This window comes from Agrococcus sp. SGAir0287 (genome assembly GCF_005484985.1).
In the GTDB taxonomy this organism is placed as follows: domain Bacteria; phylum Actinomycetota; class Actinomycetes; order Actinomycetales; family Microbacteriaceae; genus Agrococcus.
Genome location: NZ_CP027942.1, coordinates 779,214 through 796,546, shown reverse-complemented (window position 1 = coordinate 796,546; position 17,333 = coordinate 779,214). Strand labels below are relative to the sequence as shown.

17 protein-coding genes are annotated in these 17,333 nt (G+C 73.9%); 9 read left to right on the top strand and 8 right to left on the bottom strand.

Annotation, left to right across the window (positions count from 1 at the left end; genetic code table 11):
* The first annotated feature begins 113 nt into the window (after positions 1–113).
* From C1N71_RS03685 to C1N71_RS14880, 5 genes are all read left to right on the top strand, one after another.
* Positions 114–1,457 (top strand): cell wall-binding repeat-containing protein, encoded by a 1,344-nt coding sequence (locus C1N71_RS03685; RefSeq protein WP_175414085.1) that lies wholly within the window; start codon positions 114–116, stop codon positions 1,455–1,457.
* A 75-nt stretch (positions 1,458–1,532) separates the two neighbouring features.
* Positions 1,533–2,516 carry a dTDP-glucose 4,6-dehydratase gene (gene rfbB, locus C1N71_RS03680; RefSeq protein ID WP_137755177.1) on the top strand — a complete coding sequence of 328 codons (984 nt, stop codon included), beginning with the start codon at positions 1,533–1,535 and terminating at the stop codon, positions 2,514–2,516.
* Positions 2,517–2,656: 140 nt separating this feature from the next.
* Positions 2,657–3,673 carry a cell wall-binding repeat-containing protein gene (locus C1N71_RS03675; RefSeq protein ID WP_137755176.1) on the top strand — a complete coding sequence of 339 codons (1,017 nt, stop codon included), beginning with the start codon at positions 2,657–2,659 and terminating at the stop codon, positions 3,671–3,673.
* A gap of 22 nt (positions 3,674–3,695) precedes the next feature.
* Positions 3,696–4,796: a glycosyltransferase gene (locus C1N71_RS03670; protein WP_175414084.1), complete on the top strand. Its 1,101-nt coding sequence runs from the start codon at positions 3,696–3,698 to the stop codon at positions 4,794–4,796.
* On the top strand, positions 4,793–5,749 hold the full coding sequence (locus tag C1N71_RS14880) for a glycosyltransferase family 2 protein (protein ID WP_175414083.1): 957 nt from the start codon (positions 4,793–4,795) through the stop codon (positions 5,747–5,749). Before C1N71_RS03670 ends, C1N71_RS14880 begins: the two co-directional genes overlap by 4 nt.
* 30 nt (positions 5,750–5,779) lie before the next feature.
* Here the strand turns inward: C1N71_RS14880 and C1N71_RS03660 are convergent, their stop codons facing one another.
* From C1N71_RS03660 to C1N71_RS03650, 3 genes are all read right to left on the bottom strand, one after another.
* Positions 5,780–7,150 (bottom strand): LCP family protein, encoded by a 1,371-nt coding sequence (locus C1N71_RS03660; RefSeq protein ID WP_254678083.1) that lies wholly within the window; start codon positions 7,148–7,150, stop codon positions 5,780–5,782.
* Positions 7,147–7,659 carry a 5-(carboxyamino)imidazole ribonucleotide mutase gene (gene purE / locus C1N71_RS03655; RefSeq protein ID WP_137755174.1) on the bottom strand — a complete coding sequence of 171 codons (513 nt, stop codon included), beginning with the start codon at positions 7,657–7,659 and terminating at the stop codon, positions 7,147–7,149. Before purE ends, C1N71_RS03660 begins: the two co-directional genes overlap by 4 nt.
* A 69-nt stretch (positions 7,660–7,728) precedes the next feature.
* Positions 7,729–8,841: a heparan-alpha-glucosaminide N-acetyltransferase domain-containing protein gene (locus C1N71_RS03650; protein ID WP_137755173.1), complete on the bottom strand. Its 1,113-nt coding sequence runs from the start codon at positions 8,839–8,841 to the stop codon at positions 7,729–7,731.
* A gap of 65 nt (positions 8,842–8,906) precedes the next feature.
* On the opposite strand from C1N71_RS03650, the gene C1N71_RS03645 reads away from it, so the two are divergent.
* The gene (locus C1N71_RS03645; RefSeq protein WP_137755172.1) at positions 8,907–9,791 is read left to right on the top strand and encodes a hypothetical protein; all 885 of its coding nucleotides are present in this window, start codon (positions 8,907–8,909) and stop codon (positions 9,789–9,791) included.
* A 16-nt stretch (positions 9,792–9,807) separates the two neighbouring features.
* Here C1N71_RS03645 and C1N71_RS03640 read toward each other — a convergent pair whose 3' ends face one another.
* The 4 genes from C1N71_RS03640 to C1N71_RS03625 are packed head-to-tail and all read right to left on the bottom strand — an operon-like array spanning position 9,808 to position 13,523.
* The gene (locus C1N71_RS03640) at positions 9,808–10,926 is read right to left on the bottom strand and encodes a 5-(carboxyamino)imidazole ribonucleotide synthase (protein WP_137755171.1); all 1,119 of its coding nucleotides are present in this window, start codon (positions 10,924–10,926) and stop codon (positions 9,808–9,810) included.
* Positions 10,923–12,269 (bottom strand): UDP-glucose dehydrogenase family protein, encoded by a 1,347-nt coding sequence (locus tag C1N71_RS03635; RefSeq protein ID WP_137755170.1) that lies wholly within the window; start codon positions 12,267–12,269, stop codon positions 10,923–10,925. Before C1N71_RS03635 ends, C1N71_RS03640 begins: the two co-directional genes overlap by 4 nt.
* Positions 12,266–12,778, bottom strand: coding sequence for a PH domain-containing protein (locus tag C1N71_RS03630; protein WP_137755169.1), 513 nt, complete (start codon positions 12,776–12,778; stop codon positions 12,266–12,268). The genes C1N71_RS03635 and C1N71_RS03630 overlap by 4 nt, the downstream gene beginning before the upstream one ends.
* Before the next feature lie 19 nt (positions 12,779–12,797).
* Positions 12,798–13,523: a biotin--[acetyl-CoA-carboxylase] ligase gene (locus C1N71_RS03625; RefSeq protein ID WP_175414082.1), complete on the bottom strand. Its 726-nt coding sequence runs from the start codon at positions 13,521–13,523 to the stop codon at positions 12,798–12,800.
* 121 nt (positions 13,524–13,644) lie between these two features.
* Between C1N71_RS03625 and C1N71_RS03620 the strand changes: the two genes are divergently transcribed.
* From C1N71_RS03620 to C1N71_RS03610, 3 genes are all read left to right on the top strand, one after another.
* A complete protein-coding gene (locus C1N71_RS03620; protein ID WP_137755167.1) occupies positions 13,645–15,228 on the top strand; it encodes an acyl-CoA carboxylase subunit beta in 1,584 nt (527 codons plus the stop codon).
* 61 nt (positions 15,229–15,289) lie between these two features.
* On the top strand, positions 15,290–15,511 hold the full coding sequence (locus C1N71_RS03615) for an acyl-CoA carboxylase epsilon subunit (protein ID WP_137755166.1): 222 nt from the start codon (positions 15,290–15,292) through the stop codon (positions 15,509–15,511).
* 14 nt (positions 15,512–15,525) lie between these two features.
* On the top strand, positions 15,526–16,488 hold the full coding sequence (locus C1N71_RS03610) for a DNA topoisomerase IB (protein ID WP_137755165.1): 963 nt from the start codon (positions 15,526–15,528) through the stop codon (positions 16,486–16,488).
* 11 nt (positions 16,489–16,499) lie between these two features.
* On the opposite strand, the gene C1N71_RS03605 is transcribed toward C1N71_RS03610, so the two are convergent.
* A complete protein-coding gene (locus C1N71_RS03605; protein ID WP_137755164.1) occupies positions 16,500–17,333 on the bottom strand; it encodes a transposase in 834 nt (277 codons plus the stop codon).

The window sequence follows — 17,333 nt, the reverse complement described above, 5'->3', positions numbered from 1 at the left end:
TGTCGGCAGGGAACCTTGTCCCCCACTGCATCTCCGTTCGGGGGACGTGCGACGGTCGACCCACCGCCGCGGGAGGGAATGGACCCATGCGCGGCCTTCGTCGGACGCTCGCCATGGCAGCCGCCGCAGCGGCCGTCGCCACCACGATCACGCTCGCCCCGGCGCCGTCCGCCGACGCCGCGATCACCCGCATCTCCGGCAGCGACCGCTACGCGACGAGCGTCGCGGCCTCGCGCGCGACCGGCTGGACGGGCGGCCCCGTCTTCCTGGCGTCCGGGGCGAGCTTCGCGGATGCGCTCGCCGCGGGTCCCGTCGCCGCCGCCGAGCGCGGCAACCTGCTGCTCACGATGCCGACGGGCCTGCCCCAGGCCGTCGCCGACCGCATCGCGCAGCTCGCGCCGAGCGAGATCGTCATCGTCGGCGGCACCGGCAGCATCTCGAGCACGGTCGAGCAGCAGGCGCAGTCGCTCGCGCCGCTCGTGACCCGCATCTCGGGCTCCGACCGCGTCGAGACGTCGATGCTGCTCCTCGACCGGATGCGCACGAAGGGCGTCGTGCCCTCCGACGTCTGGGTCGTGAGCGGCACGAACTTCGCGGACGCGCTCGCCGCCGGTGCCGTCGCAGCGCGCTACGGGCACGGCCTCGTGCTCGCCACCGCGGGCGACGACCGCTTCCGTCAGCTCATCGGGGCGCGCCTCGAGGGCGTGACGGCGTTCCGCATCGCAGGCGGCAACGCCGCGGTGGACAGCTGGGTGCAGCGCATCCTCTACGACACCGGCCGCGGCATCGACCGCATCGCCGGCGCGAACCGCTATCAGACGGCGGTCGCGATCAACGCGCAGTTCACGCAGACGACCACGAACGCCCGCATCATGCTCGCGAGCGGCGAGTCGTTCCCCGACGGCCTGTCCGCGGCGACCGTCGCCGCGTCGCAGGGCATGCCGCTCTACCTCACGACGCGGCACTGCATGCCGGTGCCCGGGGTGCGTCAGGAGATGCAGCGCCTCGGCGCGCGCGACGTCGTCGTCGTCGGCGGCACCGCGGTCGTGACGAACGCCTCGGCCAACCTCGACGCCTGCCCCGACGTCGGGGCCATCCAGCAGGAGCTCATCTGGCTCGTCAACCAGCAGCGCGCCGCCGCCGGCGTGCCGTCGCTCGGCGCGCACGGCGGGCTCATGTCGATGGCGCAGTCGTGGAGCGGGCAGATGGCGGCGCAGCAGTCGATGGTCCACTCGCAGACCTTCTGCGACGAGACCTTCGCGATGGGCTTCCGACGCTGCGCCGAGAACATCGCACGAACCGGCTCGCCCTCCGCCCAGGGAGTCATGGATGCCTGGATGAACTCGGCAGGGCACCGCGCGAACATCCTGAGCCCGAACCTCACGCACATCGGCGTCGGTCTCGTGCAGGGCAGCGACGGGCGCTGGTACTGGACGCAGAACTTCGGCGGCTACTGACCCCACCGCGACGGCTAGACTCTCTCGGGCGCGCGCCGATCCCGCGTGCTCGGACCACGAAAGAGACCAGCAGCAGTGAAGATCCTCGTCACCGGAGGGGCCGGATTCATCGGCTCCAACTTCGTCCGTCGCACGCTCCAGGACCAGTACGCAGGGCTCGAGGGGGCCGAGGTCGTCGTCCTCGACGCGCTCACCTACTCGGGCAACCAGCAGAACCTCGCGCCCGTGGCGGACAGCCCGCGCTACGAGTTCGTGCACGGCGACATCCGCGACAACGCCCTGCTCGACCGGCTCATCCCGACCGTCGACGCCGTGGTGCACTTCGCCGCCGAGAGCCACGTCGACCGCTCCGTCCGCGACGCCTCGGTCTTCGTCGAGACGAACGTCGTGGGCACGCAGCGCCTGCTCGACGCCGCGCTGCGCCACGACCTGCAGCGCTTCGTCCACGTCTCCACCGACGAGGTGTACGGCTCCATCGCGGAGGGCTCGTGGGACGAGGAGCGCCCGCTCGAGCCCAACAGCCCCTACTCGGCGTCGAAGGCGGGCTCGGACCTGCTCGCGCGCTCCTACCACCGTACGCACGGCCTCAACGTGTCGATCACGCGCTGCAGCAACAACTACGGGCCGTACCACTTCCCCGAGAAGGTCATTCCGCTCTTCGTCACGAACCTCATCGACGACGAGCACGTGCCCCTCTACGGCGAGGGCAACAACATCCGCGACTGGCTGCACGTCGACGACCACTGCCGCGGCATCGCGATGGTGCTCGTGAGCGGTCGCGCCGGCGAGATCTACAACATCGGCGGCGGCACGGAGCTGACGAACAAGGAGCTCACCGAGCTGCTGCTCGAGAAGACCGGCAAGGACTGGTCGTACGTCGACCGCGTCGCCGATCGCCTCGGTCACGACCTGCGGTACTCGGTCGACATCTCGAAGATCCGCGCGGAGCTCGGCTACGAGCCGCAGGTGCCGTTCGAGCAGGGTCTCGCCGACGTCGTGCAGTGGTACCGCGACAACCGCGCCTGGTGGGAGCCGCTCAAGGAGCGCGCGGCCCTCTAGCAGCACGTCCCGCAGCCACGCCCGGTCCTCCGGTGCGTGGCTGCGTCGCGTCGGGGCGATCGAGGGATCGCCGCCGCGCCTCCCTGGCCGGGGCGCTCGGCCGGGCTACCGTGCGTACGTCACGCCGAGGGGAGCGAACCATGCCGTCGAGACTCGCCGGGCTCGCTGCGCTCGCCGCAGCCGTGCTGGTCACGTCCGTCCTGCCCGCCGCCGCGGCCTCGGCCGTCGACCGACCCGTGCCGCAGCGCATCTCAGGACCCGATCGCTACGCGACGGCCGTCGCCATCTCGGACTACTCGTTCGCCGGCTCGACGACGTCGACGGTCTACCTCACGACGGGCGAGTCGTTCCCCGACGCCCTCGCCGCGGCCGCCGCCGCCGGCACGGTCGGCGCTCCCCTGCTGCTCACGAGCGCGGGCGGCCTGCCGAGCTCGACGCTCGACGAGATCCGATCGCTGCGACCCACGACGATCTACGTCGTCGGCGGCACCAACGCGATCCCCGAGGCGCAGATCGACGTCCTGCGCGGCATCGAGAGCCGCCCGACGGTCGCGCGGATCTCGGGCGCCAATCGCTACGAGACCTCGTATCAGGTGGCGACGCAGCGGTTCTCGAACCCGGGCGCCGTCTACGTCGCGACGGGCGGGAGCTACGCCGATGCGCTGTCGGCCGCGGCCGCGGCGGGCTCCGCCGGCATCCCGATCCTGCTCGTGGACGGCACCGACGCGACGCGGCTGCTGCAGGTCGTCGACCAGCTGAACGCGCGCCGCGCGATCCTCGTCGGCGGCACGGGCGTCGTGTCGGCGGAGATCGAGCGGCAGCTCGCCGCATGGCGCGTGCCCGAGACGAACGCGCTGCTGCGGGTCGATCGCTACGCCGGAGCGGATCGCTACGCGACGAGCGCCGTGATCGCTCGCAACTCGTTCCCCGCGCCGCGGTTCGTCTTCCTCGCGAGCGGGTCGAACTTCCCCGACGCCCTCGCCGCCGCCGCGCTCGCCGCCGACCTCGACGCGCCGCTGCTGCTCTCGCAGGCCGCGTGCATCCCGGCGCCGATCGGTGCGTACCTCGACGGCATCGACCCCGACTACCGCAAGGGCATCGGCGGGACGGCGAGCCTCAGCGACGCCGTCGTGCTCTCCGGGGCGCGCTGTGGCTGACGCATCGACGATCGTCCACGTCGTGGTCGACCGCGCTGGCGGCCAGAGCACGTCGCCCGTCGGCCGGTACGGCGTCGCGCTCGCGCAGGCGCTCGCGGCGACCGCGCCGCGAGGCGTCGAGGTCGCCCCGTTCGCGTCGGCCGCCGACGCCGAGCAGCGCGAGCGCGTCGCGGCGCTGCTGCCGGGCCTCGAGGTGGCCTTCGCGAAGGTGCCACCGCGCGAGCTGCGCGAGGCCTGGCTGCACTCCTTCACGACGGCGCGCTTCGACGGCATCCTGCACGCGACGAGCCTGCTCGCGCCGCTGCGCTCGCGCGAGGGCACGCCCGTGCAGTCCGTCGTCACCGTGCACCGGTTGCCGGCGGCCACCGCCCCGGCTGGGCGTCGGGAGCGATGGGAGCGCCGTGCGCTGCGACGCGCCGTGCGGCTCGCCGACGGCATCGTCGTGCCGACGCACGCGCACGCCGCCGCGCTCGAGGAGCTGCACGACGTCGGCGATCGCGTGCGGGTCGTCGCGGGTGGTCCGCCGCGCTGGGCCACGCCGCCCGCGGACGCCGAGGCGCGCCGGGCGCACCTCGGGCTGCCGGGCGAGTACCTCGTCGCCTGGACGTCGCCGGGCGCGCTCGCCGACGCGCAGCGGCTCGTCGACGTCGTGGCCAGCGGTGCGATGCCGAACGTGCCGGTCGTCGTCCTCGGCCCCGTCGCGTTCGGCGACACGACCATCGCCGAGCTCGCGGTCGCCGCAGGGCTGCGCCCCGCCCGCCTGCGCATGCTCGGCGACGTGGCGGACGCGGACGCCGCAGCGGTCGTGCAGGGTGCGACGTCGGCCATCCAGCTGGATCCCGACCCGGGCTTCGCCGCCGAGGTGCTCGGCGCGCTCGCGCTCGGCACGCCCGTCGTGCACCCCGCCTCCGAGGCGCTCCAGGAGATCGCCGCCGAGGCGACGCTCGCGGTGCAGCTCGCGGGCGACGCCTCGGACGCCGACCGCCTCGCCCACGGCCTCGCGCAGGTGCTCGAGCACGAGCCGATGCGCGAGCGGCTCGCGCTGCTCGGCCAGGACCGCGCGCGCGCCTTCGACTGGTCCACGACCGCCACCCAGCTGTGGCACCTGCACGCGGAGCTGTGACCCGCGTCAGCGTCGCCCTCTGCACGCATCAGGGCGAGCGATTCCTCGAGCGGCAGCTGCGCAGCATCCTCGCCCAGTCGCACCCCGTCGACGAGATCGTCGTCGGCGACGACGCCTCCACGGACGGCACCATCGCGATCGTCGAGCGCGTGGCCGCGGAGACGACCGTGCCGATCCTTCTCGAGCGGCACGACCCGCCGCTCGGCGTCGCCGCGAACTTCGCCGACGCCATCGGCCGCACGAGCGGCGACGTCGTCGCGCTCTGCGACCAGGACGACGTGTGGCATCCGGACAAGGTCGAGCGGATGCTCCGGGCGCTCGAGTGCGTCGACCTCGCCCACTCGGACGCGCGACTCGTCGACGAGGAGGGCGCCCTGCTCGGCACGACGCTGCTCGACTCCCTCGAGGCGACGCAGGAGGAGCGCGCCCGCATGGCCGACGGGCGCGCGCTCGACGCGCTGCTGCGCCGCAACCTCGTCACGGGGGCGACGGTGCTCGTCCGCCGCAGCGCCGCCGTCGCCGCGCTGCCCGTGCCCGAGGGATGGATCCACGACGAGTGGCTCGCGATCGTGAGCGCGCTCGGTGGCGGCGTGCGCCTGCTCCCGTCGCCGACCATCGACTACCGCCAGCACGGCGCGAACCAGATCGGCGTGCGCAGGCTCTCGCTGCGGCAGAAGGTCGGTCGGCTGCTCGAGGACGACTCGGGCGCGCACGCGCGCAAGGCGCTGCGTGCGACGTCGCTCGCGCGCGAGGCGAGGGCGCGCGGGCTCGGCACCGCTGCGCAGCGCCGCATCCTCGACGAGAAGGCCGCACACGAGCGGCGTCGCGCCGAGCTGCCCCGCGCGCGCGTGCTGCGGGTGCCCGGCGTGGTCGCCGGCGTCGTGCGCGGCAGGTACGCGCGCCTCTCCCGCGGGCTGCTCGACGTCGCGCGCGACCTGCTCGAGCGACGCTGACGCGCGACGCCGGGAGCGCAGCGCACCCGGCTACGGCGACGGCGACGGGCTCGGGTCGTCGACGGTCGCCGCCGTCGCGATCGACTCGGCGACCATCGCGTGGACGACGTCGTAGTCCGGGTCCTCCCACGGCACCGCGGGCGGCACGAGCTCGAGGTTCGTGATGGGCAGCTGGCGCGTGCGCTCGGCGAGGTCGGTGAGCGTGCCGATCATCGACTGCGGGATGTCGGTCTGCACGAGGTCCTGGCCCGCGGCCGAGAGCGCCGCGTACTGCGTGAGCAGGGTCTGCGGCGTGAACTGCGCGATGACGGCCTGCTGCACGACGCGCTGCCGCTCCATGCGCTGGTAGTCGTTCGCGCCGGCGCGGCTGCGCGCGTACCAGAGTGCGTGGTAGCCGTCGAGCGTGACGTCCTCGCCGGCGCGGATCCACTCCTCCACCGGTCCGCCCTCGATGGCGATCGGCACGTCGTAGGGGATGTCGATCGTGATGCCGCCGAGCGCGTCGATCAGGTCATCGAAGCCCTGCATGTCGACGATGACGAAGAACTGGATCGGCAGGCCCGTGGCGCCCTCGACGGCCTCGCGCGTCGCCTCGATGCCCGGGCTCGATCCCGAGGCCTCCGCGTCGGGGAAGAGCTCCGGATGGCCCTGGCCGTACGTGTACGCGGCGTTGATGTAGCAGTCGGAGGTGCCGCAGTCGAAGCCGTTCGGCCACTGCGAGGCCATGACGGACCCCTCCGGGAAGGGCACGCGCTGCATGTTCCTCGGCACGCCGATCATCGTGGCAGCGCCGGTGTCCGCGTTCACGGACACGACGGTGATGGAGTCCGGGCGCAGGCCCACGCGATCGGCGCCCGCGTCGCCGCCGAGCAGCATGAACGTGTACTGGCCGTCGATGGGCTCGACCGCGGGCCCGCCGAACGCGAAGACGTTCGAGACGAGTCCGCGACCGGCGTCGATGAGCGTCGCGCCGTAGGCCGCGGCGCCCGCGGGCACCACGGTGACGACGATCGCGAGCGCGGCGATCGCTGCGCGCAGGCGAGGCGCGGCGCGGCCGAGCCGCGCGATGCGCAGCGTGTCGAGCCCGAGCACGAGCCAGAGCACCGCGTAGGCGATCGCGAGGATCTCGAGCACGAGCAGGCCGATGGCGTTGCCGACGACCGTGAGCAGCGCCGCACGAGCGACGAGCCACAGGACGGCGCCGACGACGACGAGCGCGACGAGGACGGCGGTCGCGACGATGCCGATGCGACCGAGCCTGCGGTTGCCCGCGAGCAGCTGCGCGCTGCCCGGCAGCAGGAACCCGAGCGCGACGAGCCACCACGCGCGCCGCGTCATGACCTGCTCGGAGCCGGCGTCGGGGCTCCGCAGGGATGCGCGGGGGGCGAGGAGGACGGTCATGCGCGCTCCTCGCCCGTCCGCACGCGGTCCTGCAGCGCCTGCGCCTTGCGCTCGACGGCCTCCTCGAGCGAGGCCGCGAAGGCGTCGAGCCTGGCCGCGACGTCGGCGTCGGTCGTGCCGAGGATGCGGGCTGCGAGCAGGCCCGCGTTGCGCGCGCCGCCGATGGAGACGGTCGCGACGGGGATCCCGGCGGGCATCTGCACGATGGACAGGAGCGAGTCGAGGCCGTCGAGGCGCTCGAGCGGCACGGGGACGCCGATGACGGGCAGCCGCGTCATCGAGGCGACCATGCCCGGCAGGTGCGCGGCGCCGCCGGCGCCGGCGATGATGACGCGCACGCCCCGGTCGGCGGCGGCGCGCGCGAAGGTCGCCATCTTGTCGGGCGTCCGGTGGGCGGAGACGACGTCGACCTCGTAGCCGACGCCGAGCTCGTCGAGCGCGGCCGCCGCATCCTGCATCACGCGCCAGTCCGAGTCGGACCCCATGATGACGCTCACCTGCACTGCCATGGACTCCAGGGTAGGCCGGTCGCCCATGCGCGTCGCGCGCGCGTGCGGCGCGCCGCGGTCGAGTCGTCCTCAGGCGCGCACGTAGATGCGGCGCCGGTTGAGCACGACCGCGAGCAGCGTCCAGGCGACGATCATGCCGATCGGGAGCCACCACTCGGCGCTCGTGCCGACGACCGAGGCGAACCACGGCTGCCGGTGCAGCACGGCGTTGAGGGCGTGGGAGCCGAAGTAGACGAGCAGCGAGTTCCGGCCGAGCGCGAGGAACGGCTCGAGCGGTCGCAGGCGGCGATGCCGCGCGTCGTCGCTGCCGCGATCGATGACGAGGAACGCCAGCACGAGCACGAGACCCGTCGCGGCGCCGACGAGCAGCGCGAAGGGCGGCGTCCACAGCCGCTTCATGACGAGCATCGGCTCCGCGCCGAGCAGCTGCGGCACGACGATCGCGACGGCGGCGAGCAGCGCGACCGCGGCGGCGACGACCGTGCCGACGGCGAGGGTGCGAGGGAGGGCCCAGCCGTGGTCGCGAGCTCGCAGGATGAGGTGCCCGAAGAGCGCACCGACGCTCGCCTGCAGCGTCGCGCCGAGGATGGCGACGACGCCCTCGGGGTCGTGGCCGGCCGCACCCTGCTGGTACACGTGCGCGACCCACCGCTGCTGCAGGTCGAGGTCGAGCGAGGGGTTGCAGACGGGGGTCACGGCACCGCACGCGATGCCCCACGCGGCGTGCACGACGACGAGCGCCGCGGCGAGGAGCACGACGATCGCAGCCCACGCCCGCACGGACCTCGCCACGAGGTGCAGCAGGGAGACGACGAGGATCACGACCGCGTAGAGCTGCAGCACGCCGAACATGCGCCACGTCGACAGGTCCCAGGTGCCCGAGGTGACGGCGTTGTAGACGAGGCCCGCGAGCAGCAGCACCACGACTCGGCGCACGAGCCGCCACGGCGACTGGATGCCGCGGGCGTACGCGAACGCGATGCCGCAGCCCGTGAGGGTGACGAAGATCGGGAAGATGACGTCGAGGGGCGTCACGCCCTCCCACGCCGCGTGCTGGCTCCACCAGGGCGGCGTCACGATGCTGTCGGTGCCGACGCTCGCGACGAGCATGAGCCCGCGGGTGACGTCGAGCGAGGCGATGCGAGGGCGCTTCCGGCCCGCCACCTGCAGATCGTGCGTCACGCCATCGAGGCTACGGCCTTCGCGGGCGGCCGCCCGCGCGCTGCCGCGCTCGTAGACTCGAGCGCATGCGCCGTCCCCTCCTGCTCGCGTCGGCCGTGGCGTCCTCGCTGCTCGCGACGCTCGGGCTCGGCGCGTGCTCGACGCCGCCCGTCGCGGACGAGCTCACCGTCGTGCTGCTGCCGCATCCCGACGACGAGTTCCAGGTCTGGAGCCAGATCGAGCAGCGTCCGGGAGCCAGGACCGTGTTCGTGCTCATGACCCGCGGCGAGCAGTCGGGCTTCTGCGACTCCGAGATCGGCGGCGGCCGCTGGACCCAGCAGTGCTCGCGTGCCCGGATCGACTCGTGGCTGACCTTCTTCGAGCGCATGGGTGCCTCCGACCCGACGATCCCGAGCGACCTCGGCGAGCCGCAGCGCGTCGAGGGCATCGACCCGCAGGATGCGAACCCCATGCGCGACGACGACGGCACCCTGGTGCCCAGCACCGCCGCCGACGTCTGGCAGGACGCTCAGGGTCGCGGCACGCTCGTCGCGTTCGACCTCGGCGACGGCGATCTCACGACCGCGGAGGTGGAGTGGGCCGTGCGCGCCGTCCTCGACGATCGCGATGCGTTCGGCATCGGCGACCTGCCCGTCGGCCGCATGCTCGGCGCGTACTCCTACGACGGCGACGTCGAGGGCTGCTACCCGTACCCGCATCCCGACCACGCCGCGGTCGCGACGACGCTCGCCGACGTCGACCTCGGCGCGCGGTCGCAGTCGTGGTCGACGTGCTCGCTCGATCCGGCGACGGGCGCGGGGGACCCGAGCGAGGTCAGCGATGCGGCCGCGACGGCCGCCTTCGGTCCCGACGGGGCCTTCCCCGCCGCCTACGGCTGGCTCGGCCCCTGGCCGCTCGACGACGGCCAGGCCGAGCTCTTCCACCGGCAGCAGGCGTTCGCGACCCGCTGACGCGGGCCGCGGTCGATCACTCGAACGTCGCGGCCGCCGCCCTCGCCTGGTAGGCCACCTCGTCGAGCTCGTCGCCGACGACGGTCACGTGGCCGACCTTGCGACCCGGCCTTGCGGTCTTGCCGTACGAGTGCACCTTCGCGCTCGGCTGCGCCGCGAGCGCCCGCTCGTAGCGCGCCTCCATGCGCCCCTCCGCGGGACCGCCGATGACGTTGATCATCACGGCCGACGGCGCGAGCATCGCGCTCGAGCCGAGCGGGAGGTCGAGCACGGCGCGCAGATGCTGCTCGAACTGGCTCGTGACGGAGCCGTCGATCGACCAGTGTCCGGAGTTGTGAGGGCGCATCGCGAGCTCGTTGACGAGCAGCCGCCCGTCCTCGGTCTCGAAGAGCTCGACGGCGAGCGCACCCGTGACGTCGAGGCCCTCCGCGATGCGCACGGCCATGTCCTCGGCGACGGCGCCCTCGCCGCCCGCGCGCGGCGCGGGCACGACGACCTCGGCGCAGATGCCGTCGCGCTGCACCGTCTGGGCGAGCGGCCAGGCCACGATCTCGCCGCTCGGACGGCGCGCGACCTGCTGCGCGAGCTCGCGCCGGAACGGGACGAGCTCCTCGACGAGGAGGCGCGGGCCGCCGTCGGCCGCGCCCTCGAGCCAGTCGGCGACGTCGTCGACCGCGCGCACGACGCGCACGCCCTTGCCGTCGTAGCCGCCCGTCGCGGTCTTCACGACCGCGGCACCGCCGTGGTCGTCGAGGAACGTCCGGAGGTCGGCGGCTCCGTCCACCGGAGCCCAGTCCGGCTGCGCGACGCCGAGCTCGGCCATGCGCTCGCGCATGAGGCGCTTGTCCTGCGCGAAGCGCAGCGCGTGCGGACCGGGGCGCACGGCGACGCCCGCGTCGACCAGGCGCTGCAGCACCTCCTGCGGCACGTGCTCGTGGTCGAACGTCACGACGTCGACGCCCTCGGCGAAGGCGAGGACGACGTCGGCGTCCCGGTAGTCGCCGACGGCGGTGGCGGCGAGCGAGGCTGCCATGCCGTCGGCCTCGGCGAGCACGCGCAGCTCGACGCCGAGCGCGAGGGCGGGCGGGATCATCATGCGGGCGAGCTGCCCGCCTCCGACGACGCCGACGATCATGCGATGGCCTCCTCATGGCTCGTGGTGGGGGTGGGATCGCGATCGGGCCTGCCGATCGCGACGACGCGGAACCCAGCGGCCGCCCAGGCGTCGCGGTCGAGCACGTTGCGCCCGTCGACGACGACGCGCGCGGCCGTCCGCTCGGCGACGGCCGTCGGGTCGAGCTCGCGGAAGACGCGCCACTCGGTGCCGAGCGCCAGGACCGCGGCATCCGCGAGGGCCTCGTCGAGGGTTCCCGCGATGCGCAGCGCCGGCGCACGACGGGCGGCGGGGGCGGCAGCCTCGGGATCGTAGGCGACGACGTCGTGCCGCTCGGCGAGCCGCATCGCGACGTCCAGCGCCGGCGAGTCGCGCACGTCGTCGCTGTCCGGCTTGAATGCGAGCCCCAGCATCGCGACGGCGCCGCCGCCCGCGGCGTCGAGCTCGCGCTCGACGAGCGCGACCATGCGGTCGCGACGACGCAGGTTCACGCGGTCCACCTCGTCGAGGAAGCCGAGGGCGTCCGCGGCACCCACCTCGATCGAGCGGGCCCGGAAGGCACGGATGTCCTTGGGCAGGCAGCCGCCGCCGAATCCGATGCCCGAGTTCAGGAAGCGGCGGCCGATGCGCGCGTCGATGCCGATCGCGTCGGCGAGCTGCACCACGTCGGCGCCCGACGCCTCGGCGACCTCAGCCATGGCGTTGATGAACGAGATCTTCGTCGCGAGGAACGCGTTGGCGCTCACCTTCACGAGCTCGGCGGTCGCGAAGTCGGTGACGATGCGCGGGGTGCCGCGCTCGAGGATCGACGCGTACACGGCGTCGAGCGTCGCGACGGCGGCGTCGTCGCCCGAGCGCACGCCGTACACGAGGCGGTCGGGCGCGAGGGTGTCCGTCACCGCGAGGCCCTCGCGCAGGAACTCGGGGTTCCACGCGAGCCTCGCGCCCGTCGCCTCGACGAGCGCGGCGAGGCGCTCGGCCGTGCCGACGGGGACCGTCGACTTGCCGACGACGAGCATGCCCTCGCGCAGGTGCGGCAGGAGCGAGGACACCGCGGCGTCGACGTGCGTCATGTCGGCGTCGTTCGACCCGGGTCGCTGCGGCGTGCCCACGCAGACGAACCAGACGTCGGCCTCGACGCCCTCCGCATCCGTCGCGAAGCGCAGCGACCCGGCGTCGATGCCCTGCTGCAGCATCGCCTCGAGGCCCGGCTCGTAGAACGGGGCTCGACCCGCGCCGAGCGCGGCGACCTTCGACGCGTCGACGTCGATCCCGACCGTCGCGAGGCCGAGCGACGCCATGCCCGCCGCGTGCACGGCGCCGAGGTAGCCGCAGCCGACGACGGCGATGCGTGGAGCGGTCATGCGTGATCCTCCAGTCGAGGGGCGGAGCCGACGCCCGGCACGTCGAGGAGCGCGGGCGCCCCCGGCGTCCCTGCCACGAGCTCGGTGAGGGTGCGCTGCACGAGGGACGCGCTGGGGACGTCGGCGAGCGTCACGGGATGCTCGCCGCCCGTCGACAGCAGCACGTCGCCCGAGCCGACGATCGCCTGCAGGCCCTGCCTGCGCAGCGTGACGTCGTGGATGCGCGACAGCGGCACGTCGCGCTTCGAGCCGCCGAAGGCGCTGCGCACGATGACGCGGCGCGAGGTCACGACCACGCGACGCGAGAGCCACGCGAGCGTCGGCACGACGCACAGCACGACGGCGAGCACGATCGCGAGCGACCACACGACGAGATCCCACAGCTGCCACGCGACCCGGCCGAGCGCGAAGGTCGTGCCGAAGGCGATGCCGCACAGCAGCACGGCGGGCAGCAGCAGCGCCCGGCCGTGGGACCGCAGGCGCACGACGACGCGCTCCGGATCGCTCATGGCACCATCCTCCCAGCCCTCAGCGCACGTGCTGCACGTCGCCGGCCGAGACGCGCTCGCGGCGCCCGTCGACGTCGACGTCGAGCTCGCCGGCGGGCCCGAGGCCGGACGCGGTGCCGACGAGGTCGCGACCGGCGGGCAGCAGCACGCGCACGCGCTCCCCCAGCGTCGAGCAGCGCCCGGCGATGCGCTCGTGGAGTCGCGCGTCGGCGAGGTCGCTCGCGTCGCGGATGCCGCGCAGCACGCCCGCGAGGACCGCGTCGGCGAGCTCCTCCGCCTCTCCGCGCGCCCCCGCGATCCGCAGCGACGTCGCCCGGTCGGTCGGCAGCTCGTCGGGCGTGAGGACGAGGTTGACGCCGACGCCCACGACCACGTCGTCGCCGCGGCGCTCGCAGAGGATGCCGGCGACCTTCGCGCCGTCGACGAGCACGTCGTTCGGCCACTTCACCGACACCGTCGCCGTCGGCACGAGCGGGTCGATCGCCTCGGCGAGCGCGAGCCCGACCGCGAGCGGGAGCCAGCCCCAGGCATCCGGCGGCGACGTCGGCCGCACGAGGATGCTCGCCGCGAGGCAGCGTCCGGCGGGCGCGACCCACGCACGACCGAGCCGACCCCGGCCGGCGCGCTGGTCGAGCGTCGCCCACGTGCTGAGCGCGGCGGCGCGCGGGTCGACGACGTCGAACGTGCTGCCGACGCTCGGCAGCACGGTCACGGGCGCGAGCGAGCGCGCGGACTCGAAGGGCACGCGCCCACCGTACCCGCGACGCGCGCGCACGCGAGGCGTTGGAGGTTCCCACGACGGATCCCGCGCAGACGTCGTGGGAAGCCACCAGGGCACGGCATCCGGCGCCGTCTAGGGTGGACGGGTGACCAACGCCGAATCGACGACCGCCGGCCGCATCGAGCAGCTCCGCCAGCGCAATGAGGAGGCGATCGTCGCCAAGGAGCGCGCCGCCCGCGAGCGCCAGCACGCCAAGGGCAAGCAATCGGCTCGCGAGCGCATCGAGGCGTTCGTCGACCCCGGCACGTTCGTCGAGTTCGACGCGTACGTGCGCCACCGCACCACGGCGTTCGGCATGGACGCGAAGCGGCCGTACGGCGACGCGGTCGTCACGGGCATCGCGACCGTCCACGGCCGCCGCATCGCCGTCTACTCGCAGGACTTCACGACCTTCGGCGGCTCCCTCGGCGAGGTCGCCGGCGAGAAGATCGTGAAGATCATGGACTACGCCATCAAGGTCGGCGTGCCCATCGTCGGCATGCTCGACTCGGGCGGCGCGCGCATCCAGGAGGGCGTCGTCGCACTCGGCAAGTACGGCGAGATCTTCAAGCGCACGACGGCCGCCTCGGGCGTCATCCCCCAGATCTCGATCGTCATGGGCCCCGCGGCCGGCGGCGCCGTCTACGGACCGGCCCTCACCGACTTCGTCGTCATGGTCGACAAGTCCAGCCACATGTTCGTCACGGGCCCCGACGTCATCAAGACCGTCACGGGCGAGGAGGTCGGCTTCGAGGAGCTCGGCGGCGGCCTCACCCACAACTCGATCTCGGGCGTGAGCCACTACCTCGCCGCCGACGAGGCCGACGCGCTCGACTACGTGCGCGCGCTGCTCGCCTTCCTGCCGGACAACAACCAGTCCGAGGTGCCCGCGTACGACCACCAGGCGCACCGCGTCGTCAACGACCTCGACCGCTCGCTCGACCGCGTCATCCCCGACTCGCCGAACCAGCCCTACGACGTGCTCGACATCATCGAGGTGCTCGTCGACGACCGCGAGTTCCTCGAGGTGCAGCCGCTCTACGCGCCGAACATCGTCATCGGCTTCGGCCGGCTCGAGGGGCGCACGATCGGCATCATCGCCAACCAGCCCAAGCAGATGGCCGGCACGCTCAACATCGAGGCCGGTGAGAAGGCCGCGCGCTTCGTGCGCTTCTGCGACGCCTTCTCGATCCCGATCCTCACGCTCGTCGACGTGCCGGGCTACCTGCCCGGCACCGACCAGGAGTGGACGGGCGTCATCCGCCGCGGCGCGAAGCTCATCTACGCATACGCCGAGGCCACGGTGCCGCTCGTGACCGTCATCACGCGCAAGGCCTACGGCGGCGCCTACATCGTCATGGGCTCGAAGCAGCTCGGCGCCGACATCAACATCGCGTGGCCGACCGCCGAGATCGCCGTCATGGGCGGCCAGGGCGCCGTCAACATCCTCTACCGCTCCGAGATCAAGCAGGCCGAGGAGGAGGGCCGCGACGTCGCCGCCGTGCGCCAGCAGCTCGCCAACGACTACACCTACAACGTGACGAGCCCGTTCCTCGCCGCCGAGCGCGGCGAGATCGACGGCATCATCGAGCCGTCCGAGACGCGCGTCGCCATCACGAAGGCGTTCCGCGCGCTGCGCACGAAGAAGGTCGTGCGGCCCGAGCGCAAGCACGGCAACATCCCCCTGTGATGCGCAGGCGTGAGACCGCAACCCCTCGCGACGCGCACGCGCCGATCGGGACGATAAGCGCATGACCGAGACGTGGAAGCCCGAGCCCGACGAGACCGACATGGTCGTGCTCCAGGGGTCGCCGACCGCCGAGGAGCAGGCTGCCGTGCACGCCGTGCTCACGGCGCTCGGCACCGAGTGGGCGCAGACGAAGCACCGCAAGGTGCTCGACGCACCGACCGGCTGGCTCGCGGGCACGCGGCCGGGCGACGGATCCCTCGCCTCCACGCACTCCGGCGTCTGAGCCGGCCGGGCACCGTGCCTCGCCTGCGCAGGGCGCATCCGAGCGACGATCCCGGCATCCGGCGCCGACGCGCCGGGAAGGGGTGGACGTACCTCCACGACGACGGCTCGAAGGTCTCCGACGAGGACCGCGAGCGCGCGGCCGCGCTCGTGCTGCCGCCCGCATGGACCGACGTGTGGATCGCCGCCGACTCCCTCGCGCACATCCAGGCGACGGGCGTCGACGCGGCCGGGCGCACGCAGTACCGCTACCACGAGGCGTGGTCGGCGAAGCGCGACCGGGTGAAGTTCGAGCGCGCGCTCGACCTCGCCGAGGCCCTGCCTGCCGCACGGCGCCGCATCACGAGCGACCTCGGCGCGGAGGGCCTCGGCCGTGAGCGCGTGCTCGCGGCGGCGATGCGGCTGCTCGACGTCGTCGCGATCCGCGCCGGCGGCGACGCCTACGCCGAGGACAACGGCAGCCGAGGGCTCATGACGCTGCTCGTGCGGCACGCGACCGTCGACGGCGACGCCGTGCGCCTGCGCTTCCCCGCGAAGAGCGGGCAGAAGTTCGACGTGACGGTCGAGGACGCGCCGCTCGCGCGCTGCATCGCCGAGCTCTGCTCGCGCTCGGGGCGCTCCCGCCTGTTCGCCTGGGACGACGGCAGCCGCACGCGGCGCGCGCTGCGCGACTCCGACCTCAACGCGGCGGTGAAGGAGGCGACTGGCGGCGAGTTCACCGCGAAGGACTTCCGCACGCTGCACGGCACGATCGTCGCCGCCGACGCGCTCGCACGGGCCCGCGACGTCGGCACGCAGCGCGAGCGTCAGCGGGCGATCCGGCAGGCGGTCGTCGAGGTGTCGCAGACCCTCGGCAACACCCCGTCCGTCGCGCGCGCGTCGTACATCGACCCCGAGGTCTTCGAGCGCTTCGAGGCCGGCGAGGTCGTGGGGCTGAAGGGCGCGCGCGAACGCGCCCTGCTCGCGCTCCTGCGCTGATCGATCGCGGCTCAGTCGAGGGCGTCGTGCGACTGCGCGGCACGCCGCTCGGCATCGGCGACGCGGCGCTCGGCCGCGGCGCGCTCGTCGGCGGCGGCACGCTCCTCGGCGCGCGCGGCGTCCCGCTCGCGCCCGAGCCGGGCGACGTCGCGCTGGAGCTGCGCGATGCGCTCGTCGAGGTGCTCGGCGCGCTCCCGCGCCGTCGCCTCCGCCGCCTCGATCCCGCGCAGCGCGCGGACGGCCTCGCTCGCCTCCGCGTCCGCCTCGCGCGCGGCGCGCTCGGCAGCCTTCCGCGCACGCCGGCCGGCGAGCTCGTCGGCGCTCGCGCGCACCGGTGCGGGCGGAGGATCGCCGCCGGCGAGGGCACCGGCGAGGTCGACGCCCTCGAGCCCCACCGACTCGAGCGCGCGCACGAGCCGTCCGCTCGCCACCGCCCGGCCCGCCTCGGCGTCCAGCATCGCGGCGGTCAGCGTGCGCTCCACGTCCTCGCGGGCTGCGGCGCTCACGCGCACGCCCGCTGCCTCGGCCCTATCGACCGCGTCGGCGGCGAGCCTGGCCACGAGCGCGCGCCGCTGCGTCGTCAGCGCGCGGAGCTCGGCGCCGTCGAGCTCGTCCTGCGCGTCGCGCAGCGACTCGGCGAGGCCCAGCATCCGAGCGACGGCGTCCGGCTGCTCGCGCGCGAGGGCGTCGACGACCCACGCGGCGAGAGTCGGTCGGCGCAGGGCGCGGATGGCGCGGGCGAGATCGCGGTCCCGCTCCGCGCGGGCTCGCGCGTCGCGCGCGGCCACGAAGTCGCTCGGGGGCGCAGCGAGCAGCTCGCGTGCGATCTCGTCGAGCCCGACCAT

Coding starts and splice junctions, on each gene's coding strand:
- purE (WP_137755174.1), bottom strand. CDS start 7,659: ATGGCAGTGCAGGTGAGCGTCATCATGGGGTCCGACTCGGACTGGCGC.
- C1N71_RS03660 (WP_254678083.1), bottom strand. CDS start 7,150: ATGACCGTCCTCCTCGCCCCCCGCGCATCCCTGCGGAGCCCCGACGCC.
- C1N71_RS03630 (WP_137755169.1), bottom strand. CDS start 12,778: ATGAGCGATCCGGAGCGCGTCGTCGTGCGCCTGCGGTCCCACGGCCGG.
- C1N71_RS03640 (WP_137755171.1), bottom strand. CDS start 10,926: ATGATCGTCGGCGTCGTCGGAGGCGGGCAGCTCGCCCGCATGATGATC.
- C1N71_RS03605 (WP_137755164.1), bottom strand. CDS start 17,333: ATGGTCGGGCTCGACGAGATCGCACGCGAGCTGCTCGCTGCGCCCCCG.
- C1N71_RS03645 (WP_137755172.1), top strand. CDS start 8,907: ATGCGCCGTCCCCTCCTGCTCGCGTCGGCCGTGGCGTCCTCGCTGCTC.
- C1N71_RS03615 (WP_137755166.1), top strand. CDS start 15,290: ATGACCGAGACGTGGAAGCCCGAGCCCGACGAGACCGACATGGTCGTG.
- C1N71_RS03685 (WP_175414085.1), top strand. CDS start 114: ATGGCAGCCGCCGCAGCGGCCGTCGCCACCACGATCACGCTCGCCCCG.
- C1N71_RS03635 (WP_137755170.1), bottom strand. CDS start 12,269: ATGACCGCTCCACGCATCGCCGTCGTCGGCTGCGGCTACCTCGGCGCC.
- C1N71_RS03675 (WP_137755176.1), top strand. CDS start 2,657: ATGCCGTCGAGACTCGCCGGGCTCGCTGCGCTCGCCGCAGCCGTGCTG.